Consider the following 10,221-nt stretch of genomic DNA (forward strand, 5'->3'; position numbering starts at 1 on the left):
TCCTTTTGGCGCATATCTTTATCCCTTTTGGAACATAATTAGCAAAAAGGCATTGTATCTCCAGCATATTCAAGGAGATAAAACATGGAAACTCGCATTCCTGAAAACACACCATTTGAGACGAATTTTCTAGGAGAAACGTCTCTAGAAGAAAAGTATTCACTCTTTCACACACCCATTTCATGGTCCGCAATCTTTGCGGGACTGGTGACGGCTCTTGCCACCTCAATCTGCCTCTCTTTTCTGGTCGCAGCTTTAGGCTTAAGCCAAATGGATTTCACTTCTTCATCCCCATTTGAAGGCTCTTTCCTCTCCTTTGGCGTGGGTTCCGTTATCGTTACACTGATTAGCCTAGCCTTGGGAGGCTTTGTAGCTGGACGTTTTGCTGAATCCTCAGGGATTCTTCATGGCTTTCTCACTTGGGCTCTCATAACATTGCTGATGACCCTCCAAGCCATCCACGTGGTTTCTAGTACAGCAAAGATAGGAGCTAAAACGGCTCTAGAAAACAGCTCCATGGTCCAACAAACCGTTGACAGCCTAAAAAACAATATTTCCCCTATACTTGCAAAATTAAATAGTGAAAGTCTTGAACAGTTTTTTGCAAAAAATAGTGACAATGATATCAATTTTGACCAACTTAGGAGTGAATTGCGCACCCTTCTCAATAAAAGCGACATTCCTGCTCTCAACCCTGATCGCTTGAAACAAACCTATCAAGCTGCACTCAATGATATTGGTTCTGCGATAAAAGCTTTCAAAAATGATCCTTCTTACTATCGCACCACTTTAAAAAATCTTGGTGAGCGCCTGTCTGATCGTGTAGAAGATCTCACGACAAAATTTGATCGAAGTGATATCATCAACGCGCTTATGAAGGATGGCATGTCCCGTGCGGATGCACAAACAGCAGCCAACCATGCTGTTCAACTCTATCAAAGCGCAGAAGAAAAGACCGAAAAAGCCATCAAAGCCCTTGAAGAACAGGCAGAAACACTCTCAGACAATCTTGAGGATACGATCAAGGCAGCAAAAAACACTGCAACTAAAGCCACAAAAACAGCCTCCAATATGGGGTGGTGGGGCTTTTTAGGAAGTCTGGTAGGCGCCATTATTTCCAGTGTTTTTGGCTATTATGGTTATAGAAGCCGTAAGGACACTTTCATGCTTTAAAAACTTATAGCTCAAAAAGTATAAAACCAATAAAAAGCTGCACACATGGTGCAGCTTTTTATTACACCTGCGTGAAAAGCTTTTTGTATAAATGGCAACTTACGACCTTACAATATTCAGACAAAGCTTTTTAAAATTCAAACTTGAAAGCAAAATACACAAATGATGAGAGAATATTGTGCTCATCTTCCTTAAAAATCAAAAATCCTCGAAGAAAAAAATCTATCTTTTTATAAGAACGTAGAGAGCTCTTCATTATATGCAGTGTATCCCTTCAAAGAAAGAAGCAAAAAAAATCATGCATCTCTTTGTTGTTAAGAAAAAAAGCGTATACCCTTTTCAATGATATTACTAAAAAACACCTCAAAAAAACAATGATATAACTTCAAAAAGAATAAGAAATATTTTCAAACAACATGACATTTGACAAAAAATAAATCCATGCTAAGTGTAAGAAATTGGTAGTTTTTTTATATTTAAATTATCTGTATTTTATCAACTATAAGGGGGTAAATATATGAATATTTCACTTAATAAAGTAAAAAATGTTATTGAATTGGCTGCTGATGAAGTTGTGCCAACTGCAATGCTTACTAAGTATGCACAGCGTAACGATATTCAAATTTATCAAAGTGAGCTTGATGAGCTTAATATGAATGATTCGCTGGAAGTTTAATGATGTATTGTTGATGCAAATCTGCTTATCCATCCATCTTTAAAAATTAAGCTTATTTAATAGCATGTTTCAGTTATTTTCAGAGGGCTTTTCTCAAAAAATTTGGGCTAAGCAAGCAGCTGAATTGTCAATTTCACACATCCCTTTCACTGAAAGGGATGTGTTGGACGCTCTAAGGCAATACGCTCTACATCCTTGTAAACTCTCAGCGTCTAATCCTAAATCCGAAGTCATAACAGTGGTTAATGGCGTGCGGAGCCCACATCCTCTTCCAAACTTTCTTGTTTTAGAGACGGATAGGACTATAAAAGAGTATACTGCCCGTGTTGATCAATATGCCGAAGGGCAAGAATGGGCAGTCATGTATTATGGGTTATACGCTGCAACCCCTGCACTATGGGATGCAGCAAAAAAGTTTGCAGATCAATTAGCACATTCTTTAGGTTTTAGACCCGGTGGACGCGTGGATATTGACTGCTTCATCGGCCGATATTCTTCTACCTATGTTGGAGTCCATGTGGATCACGCCCATAATTTTGGTTTTACTCTACAGGATGGCAAAACAATGTTTGCTTGGCCTGGCACACGAAGAGACCTCCAAGGGCTAAAATATCCTGAATATGAGCAACATAAAACAACAGCAATTGCGCTGCAAAATCGGACAGACCGCGTTGCCTATTTTCCTCATGATGCCTTCCATGTTGCCGAAACGGGAGAAAAGATTGCTGTAAATATCAATGTCGCTTTTTGGGAAACAGCACATGATGCACAACACCATAGAGATTATGTCAAGCATTTACTCCATCTTGATGATCGAACGCGACATGATATCCGCACATCAGGAAGAGCAAATTTAAACCCTGATAATGCTTTTCAGCACTCCGCACTAAACTCTGCCATCACACATGGTACCTTAAAACGCCATATGCTTGTTTCTCAATTAATTTGCGATACAAGTTCACGTTTATGTGTCAAGCGCCCCCTTATTGACGTTTCCGAAATTGAAAGTGAAATCACTCTGCGCCCACTCGCGACCCTCCAATGGGTGCCCTTACTAGAAACAAAAGAACTCCTCATCGCTGCAAATGGGCATTGTGCCAATTTCGAGTATAGCTCTCATTTAGAGAGCTTCCTTTCCCAACTTTCATTAGGAAAAAAATTAGATCTAGCAAAATTAAATGATAAATCCTACAGATATGCGCAGGAAGAAATTTTAAAAACCGTAAAAGCTTTAGCATCTTGGGGAGCATTGTGACAAAGAAAAAATCCATAATTTTCGCCCAAATAGGACTTTTTCTTGTTTTGGGCTTAAGCAGCTTTGCCGATGAAACGGCTCAAGTCACTTTTGCTTTACACTTAGCAGAAAGTACAGCCTCCATTTCAATGCTGCTTTTTGCAGGGCTTATAGGAGGAATTTGTGCAGGTCCCATTGCTCCGCGTCTTTTGCACCGCTTCCAGCCAGCGCACACAGTGACTGTTGTTTTATTGTTTGAAGCACTCTTTATAGCCACAGCTGCAATCGCCAACCAGTTTTGGTTTTATATTGCTCTTTCTTTCGCACTGGGTTGTGCAGGTTCACTGTTTTGGTCTGCTATCCTCGTTGCCGTACCTGACTTCGCAAAAAATGATCAGCAATTAGACCGTATCAACCGCATTATCCAAACAGTCCGTAATCTTGGCTATATTGCTGGACCACTGTTAGGAGGTGTGCTATATGGTCTCTCAAACGGGCAAAAAGGGCTCTTTGCACTATCTATCATGGTTCTCTGTGCAACCTTTATCACTCTCTTCTGTTTTAAAAGTTTAAACATACATATGCCAACAACCACAACACAGCAAGCCAAAAAGGGACTAGATTTAAGAGGGCTCTTGCGTAAAAAAAATGTTGTCTATGCTCTTTCTCCCCTCATCATCACCATCATCCTCACCTCTGCTCTCAACGTCTTATCGATTGTCCGCATTCGTACCGATCTCAACTTAAGCGCTGAAACCTATGGGGTAATCACAAGCATGATAAGTCTAGGCCTCGTGGTTGGTCCACTCTGTTTCTCCAGCCTTTTTCATCGCTTTGGCAATGCCGCTGGTGCATCACTGGCTGCCACAACCATTGGCTTAGCAATTTTCTGCTTTTCTCTCACACACATTGTATGGTTAATGATGCTGTCATTTTTCATCCTTGGTGGTGCAAACGGCGTACAAAATGCTCTAATGGCAAGTTTTATGATGAAAGCCATTCAGAAAGAACACCGAAACAACCAAATGCCCGCCTATATCTTCATCATACAAACAGCGGTGTGCCTTGGCTTTCTAGGAGCTGGTTTTGTAAAAGTGCATCACACCCAATACACACTATTTATCATTGGCATTGCCACCATGATCGCAGGCCTATTAGGCTTTACGTTAAACCGCGCTATGCAAAAAAAGGAATGGGATAATGCCTAGCAAACTTTGCCATCTTTTCTCTCGAAAAAAACCATGCCCAAAAATGGCATAAAAATCATCACCTAATCAAATTATTGTATCTCCCATGCAACCCCATACCAAGCAATGTGATTTTGATAAACCATTCTCGTGTGGAGGAACAAACAACCCCAGCAAACAACCATTGCCAAAACTTGATATTTCAAAGCAGAAGAAAACAGTTTAACATCATGCAACAAGACCCTATAGGCTTAAACTTTTACAATAGAACAGGTGGTTATGTATGGCAACTGGCAGACTATATGCTACATGACTTGAATGAAAGCATCCACACACTTGAATTGCAAAAACCAACACCACCTATAGCCATCAATTCTTTCGCTGTCTACCCACGTGAACTCAATCCTTTATCACGCGTTCAATGGGCAAAGGACGTACAGATAACGAGAAACAAACCAGCACTCATTGGCAAACGGCAAATACAACCCATCACCATTGTTTCTACAAAAGGAGCGACATTTGGCGGATTCGACTTTCCCATATTTGAAGCACTTCGTGAAGGCTGCCTTGTCCAATCCTTAAAAGAAATCAAACTCAATGGTACTCTTCTTGCCTCTGGAAGTCTTTTGATATCACTGCTACGACACGGTCTCATCGAAACAGATCAAAAAGCCTTTTCAGAAAATGATGCAACAGCTCTTTTACGAGAGACAACATGTCGTATCATCGATTCTCCTCTTGGCACTCTTGCCATTAATCAACTTAATGGGCGCACAATCCGGCTTCATGAAAAAACAAAACATCTCTTGCAGAAAGCTGCCACACCAATGCATCTTCAATACCCGCTAGAGGCTTCAATAAAGTTTCTTGTAAAAGCAGGAATGCTACGATTGCTCACATTATAAGGATAAAAAGATGCAGCTGATAAGACCTGGCATGGGAACAGAAAATAGTGCTCAACTTATCCATACGCTTATTCAAATGGCAAGACCGCGCACAGTCATTGAAATCGGTGCTGGTGATAGTACGCGCTTTATCGCAAAAGCACTTCAAAAAGCGAAATTATCATGGCAACAAGATAAAAAGCTTTTAGAATCCGCCATTTGGGAAGAGCGCACAGCGTTGCTTGATCCTTCAGGAGTCCTTGAGAATTACGAACCACGGCTTATCACAATTGATGATTTTACAGTAGAAGGTCAATCAGCAGAAGAAGCATGGCAAGAACTTCTTAAAGATAGCATTAAAAAAGACACTGTAACATTTATCAATGAAAATTTTTTCTCTCTTGATGAAAGCACCCTCAAATCTTGGGCGCCAATAGATTTTGCTTGGATTGATGCAGGAACCCCCGCAGATGATGTACGATTTGTTCTAACCCTTTGGGAACATATCACACCTGGTGGTTATCTTTGTTTGCATGAACCAACAATGATAACAACAATTGCTCTCAATGGCGAACAACGGGTTCGACGTGTTAGAACCCCTATCTGGGAAGAACTCCTCTATCGGCTTGATGGCTCCTATGAGGCTTTAACACTCCCCGAAAACCACAAATATCGCCAAGGTGGTCTGGGAATTATTCGCAAACGCACCCCAGCCGAACAAATTGTACGCGCACAATCACTACAAGCAGAACTCATAGAAATCAATGAACTTCCCATTCGCAACGATCTTTTGCCCATGGGAAAAGAAACCCTTTACAAACGCAATACCCGCAATTCACTGATCTCTGCCATGACATCACCGACACTGCGCGCTGTTTATGCCACCATCATCCTTGGTGCAAAAAATCTTACTGATATCCTCAAACATGTCGATTCAGATGCCAAAAACATTCACAAATCCATCAATCGCCTTTTGAATCTCGGACTTATTCACAACACAACAGAAGGATTTCAAGCCGAAGAGACAGTGTGGAAAATGCTAGAAAATAAACATGAACGGAATAGGGAAAATTTAAGCGACCGCCATTTAGAAACAGAAGAGATGCTATCAAAAATTGGTGAAGCCTTTCAAATGGGAAAAACCTATAGCGAAACGGAAGTTTCCAAGATATGCAACCTCTTTACGATAGACTTTGCCCGATTACGACGCACTCTTGTTGAGAGAGGTTTTTTACAACGCCATGGAGGCAAATATCAACGCATGCGCTAAAAGAGAATTGAAAAATGATTAGCGAACGCTATCGTTTTTCTTCTCTATTTCAAGAGAATGAATAACCTTCCACTAAAAAAATATAATTTCATTAAAAGGTTACAAAATCATTCATCCCTTTCATATGTTGACAATCTATGGAGATGAGATTAGCGTGCTCTCTTCGCAAGAGATGCAATGGGGAGGAACAAGAGTGCGAGATGTCAATTGGTTATCAAATAGGATTAGAAATAGTCAAAACCATCAGGAGAAGATATAGGATCAAGGTCTCAATGATCTTACGATTGTTGCGCGAACATCAGGGCGCGGTATTGTAGCTAAATCAGGAAAGACTTATATTGATTTTATGTCATGTTCGTATCTAGGGCTAGAACGTCATCCAGCGTTAAGTGATGCTGTAAAGTCTTCCGTAGAGAGATTTGGTGTGCAATATGCAGCTGCACGAACGCGTGCGAAATGTATATTATTTGATGAGCTTGAGTTAAAGCTAAACACCATTTTTCTTGATTCCCACTCTGTCATATTTAATTCCGTAGGTGCAACCCATCTTGCAGTTATGCCCATATTAGGTTCAGGAGAACTTCCAGGATATCCTATAACAGCAAATGGTGTTGTATGGATTATCGATAAAGAAACGCACGCATCAGTGCAAATTTTACGTGGTATACTTGAACAATTTGGAAATTATATAAGAATCCCATTTAAAGATATTGCAACACTAGAGAAAACCCTACAGGAAAATAAATTACAAAATAGAACGCCTGTTTTGATATCTGACTCTCTCGGTTCTATGGGAGGAGCAAATGACGTTAAAAAATTAACCCAATTAGCAAAACTCTACGGTGGATATTATTATGCGGATGATGCACATGGCACCTCAATCATAGGAAAAAACGGCTGTGGTTATACACTTCATTTATTAGAAAAATACGAAGAGAATCTTATTTTAATTTCTTCTTTGTCAAAAGCATTTGGCTCTCATGGTGGTTCAGCATCATTTAGCAACAAAGAAGCTGCATCGTTTATTAAGAAATATGCGCTTAATTATATTTTTAGTGGTCCACCTTCTCTCCCAGGAATAGCAGCTTGCCTTGCTTCTGCAGATATTCATCTTTCACAAGAAATTAACCAACTTCAACGTGAACTGCATAAAAATATTTCTTATTTTGATCAAAGAGTCTCCAACATTGAGGTACAGGAACCGCTAAGTCCCATTAGATCTATCTTTATGGGTGCTGAAGACAAAGCGATAAGTGCCTCATATAATTTAAGAAAGCGCGGTTTTTTGGTTACAGCGGCAATGTATCCAACAGTGGCTAAAAAGAAAAGCATTATTCGCGTAGCGATATCAGCAGCACACACTAAACATGACCTCGAAACATTTGCAGCAAATATGAATGAATTGACAGAGCTTTCCTCTGCTTACTGAGATCATAACAGCTTATAAAAATGCGTCCGCAATATTACAATTAAAGCCTATGGCTTTGAAACCAACACATAGAAAAGATTTCTTCTAAATCATGCAAACGCAACTAAAACCACAAGACCGTTTTAATCAGCTCATGGCTAAAATAATAAAGAAACGCACTCAACACCAATATCAATCGTTAGCGGCTTTATACATTCTCAAAGTCGATGAAATAATTAAAATATTTTCTCTCCATCAAATATCGTCATGAAAAGGATTTAGCAATGGAACTTTATTGGATTGTTGCGCAAGAAGAATATGCCAACGCACAAGATATAGAATATTCCTATTCAGAATATACAGAAGAGTTTAATAAAAGAGGCATAAAATTCCAGTTTTTAAAATTAGAAGACTGCCTTATCAAAGCAAATCATGCAGATGAATTTATTTTTTTATATCAAGGTATTCCACTGAATCCAGATCATTCTGCATATATTTTATCCAAAGCAGATCTAAACCCACAAGCAAGAGCCATCAGTCTCACATTAAGAAATTATTTTAGGATAAGTGGTACACACCTTCTTAACGAATGCATTTATGGCATAGAAAATCTTGAGTGGGATAAGATTGCACAAATGGCATTAGCACGTAAGCTAGGAGCTCCAGTGCTTCCATTCACGATGTGTGGCTATCATAAACAAACAGTACCTACAATCACATCTTTTGTTTCATCAGAATATAAATCTTTCATTTTCAAACCCGTTAGCTCAGGAATGGGATTTGGTGTCATTAAATCAGATGGATTACAACATGCAATGAGTATAGGAAATCTGATTTCAACTTCTTCTTCTGAATATTTTTTAATGCCTTTTGTAAAGGATGCACAGGATGTAAGATTTTTCTTCATATCAGGAAAACTCTGTTTTGTGAAATTTCGCACACCTCAAGGAGACGGTTATATTGGAAATGTTGCACGCGGCGGCAAAAATACGATTCTTACTGAAGCAGCTTTTATAACCGCATATGGCAAGAAAAAATTCTATCCTGAAATGCTCGGTATTTCTAAAAACATCGTAGAAAAAACAAAAAACAATATTCTTGCAGTGGACTGGCTGGTAAATCAAGAAGGATACTATTTCAACGAAATGTGCACAGCAGAAACAGGGCTGACAAAACTTCCTCAAGAGATACAACAAAATGTATTTGATCATTTAACGACACTTCTATGGAAATTCCATGGGCAAAAATAAAATAACTTTTTTCATCTATAGCACAGTTTTTCTTTCTGAATTTTCCTTTTTCTTTGTACTCCCTTTGCTTGGAAACTCTTCTCTCATAACTGCTGCCAATGTCGCTTTTTATCTCGCTGGATCAGTAATCCTTGAAAGCATTCTCATGGTAACCACAACAGGTTTATTAGAAAGATTTTCGCGTAAACTCTTAATGGCTACCGCCTTTATTTTAAGGAGTAGCGCTTTTGTGTGCATTATCCTATCGCTCACACCTTCTGCATGGTTGATCTTTTTTACCTTAATGGCTTTTTCGAAAGCAATTTCAAAGCCATTTTTGAGAGAAATTTTATCAGAACATCTCAATGAAAATGCTCTTAAACGCGCATTAACTCTCTATTCTTTTTTTCAAAATGCTGCTGTCGTTATCGCCCCTCTTGTTGCAACAAGTGCCATAAAATACAACGCATCGACCTTCTTAATGTTTTTTTTTGCACTCATTGGTTTGTATCTTTGTGTTCTATCCATTCAAATTGTTTATCATTACCCACATAAAACATTATCTCTTGAAAAGAATAAAAAAATAAAGAATCCTTTTCTTTCTTCTTTAAAAACAATAATACATAATCGTTCTATTGCTTATTTGCTGGTCACGGCTTTGCTTTGTACATTCCTCATGGGAATTTTCATCACCACCACAACACTTCTCAGTAAATTTGACAGAAATCTCGCCCCTTATAGTGGAATTTTCTTTTCAATTGTTGGCATCAGTATTTGTATCTGGCAAGGAATAATCAATAAACATCTCAGCCTTTCTGATAAATCAACTTTCTACCTATTATGGCTTATGGGAAGTTTCGCTGCATTTTTCCTCATGGGTGGCGTCTTTACCGCTGTGACTGCGTTAATTGCCTACAGTGTCTATGAATCTGTCATGGTTCCAGAAATATACTATCAAGCAGGGAAAACAACTACATCCCTCTCTGCCAGTGTTCTTTTTAGTTATATTCTTGTTATTTCAAATATTGGCCAAGCTGCCGGCTCATGGACAAGTGGATGGATCATCAGCCATTTCAACAATCACATCGCTTTCACCTTTTGCATGATTGTTGGTATCTCCGCCTTTGCTTCTTGCCTTTGCCTCATGCAAACTAAAAAAA

Annotated in this window: 8 protein-coding genes and 1 pseudogene; all 9 read left to right on the plus strand. The window is 39.1% G+C overall.

Annotation, left to right across the window (positions count from 1 at the left end; translation table 11 throughout):
• Positions 1-84 precede the first annotated feature (84 nt).
• Positions 85-1,173, plus strand: coding sequence for a DUF3792 domain-containing protein (locus tag ACFIK2_RS08935; protein WP_375677192.1), 1,089 nt, complete (start codon positions 85-87; stop codon positions 1,171-1,173).
• A gap of 517 nt (positions 1,174-1,690) precedes the next feature.
• On the plus strand, positions 1,691-1,849 hold the full coding sequence (locus tag ACFIK2_RS08940) for a hypothetical protein (protein WP_375618735.1): 159 nt from the start codon (positions 1,691-1,693) through the stop codon (positions 1,847-1,849).
• A gap of 64 nt (positions 1,850-1,913) precedes the next feature.
• Entirely contained in the window at positions 1,914-3,104 is a 1,191-nt protein-coding gene (locus ACFIK2_RS08945) for a hypothetical protein (protein ID WP_375677193.1), read from the plus strand.
• Positions 3,101-4,291: an MFS transporter gene (locus tag ACFIK2_RS08950; protein ID WP_375677194.1), complete on the plus strand. Its 1,191-nt coding sequence runs from the start codon at positions 3,101-3,103 to the stop codon at positions 4,289-4,291. The genes ACFIK2_RS08945 and ACFIK2_RS08950 overlap by 4 nt, the downstream gene beginning before the upstream one ends.
• Positions 4,292-4,404: 113 nt before the next feature.
• On the plus strand, positions 4,405-5,175 hold the full coding sequence (locus tag ACFIK2_RS08955; protein ID WP_375677195.1) for a hypothetical protein: 771 nt from the start codon (positions 4,405-4,407) through the stop codon (positions 5,173-5,175).
• A gap of 10 nt (positions 5,176-5,185) precedes the next feature.
• Entirely contained in the window at positions 5,186-6,424 is a 1,239-nt protein-coding gene (locus ACFIK2_RS08960) for a DUF2087 domain-containing protein (RefSeq protein WP_375677196.1), read from the plus strand.
• A 274-nt stretch (positions 6,425-6,698) separates the two neighbouring features.
• A pseudogene (locus tag ACFIK2_RS08965) lies at positions 6,699-7,853 on the plus strand (aminotransferase class I/II-fold pyridoxal phosphate-dependent enzyme); the annotation flags it as partial.
• Between the two features lie 263 nt (positions 7,854-8,116).
• A complete protein-coding gene (locus ACFIK2_RS08970) occupies positions 8,117-9,082 on the plus strand; it encodes a RimK family alpha-L-glutamate ligase (protein ID WP_375667556.1) in 966 nt (321 codons plus the stop codon).
• On the plus strand, positions 9,069-10,221 hold a 1,153-nt coding region (locus tag ACFIK2_RS08975; RefSeq protein WP_375677197.1), incomplete at its 3' end, for an MFS transporter. The genes ACFIK2_RS08970 and ACFIK2_RS08975, both read left to right, overlap by 14 nt.

It is taken from the genome of Bartonella sp. AP88XZML (assembly GCF_042195565.1).
Taxonomy (GTDB): Bacteria; Pseudomonadota; Alphaproteobacteria; order Rhizobiales; family Rhizobiaceae; genus Bartonella.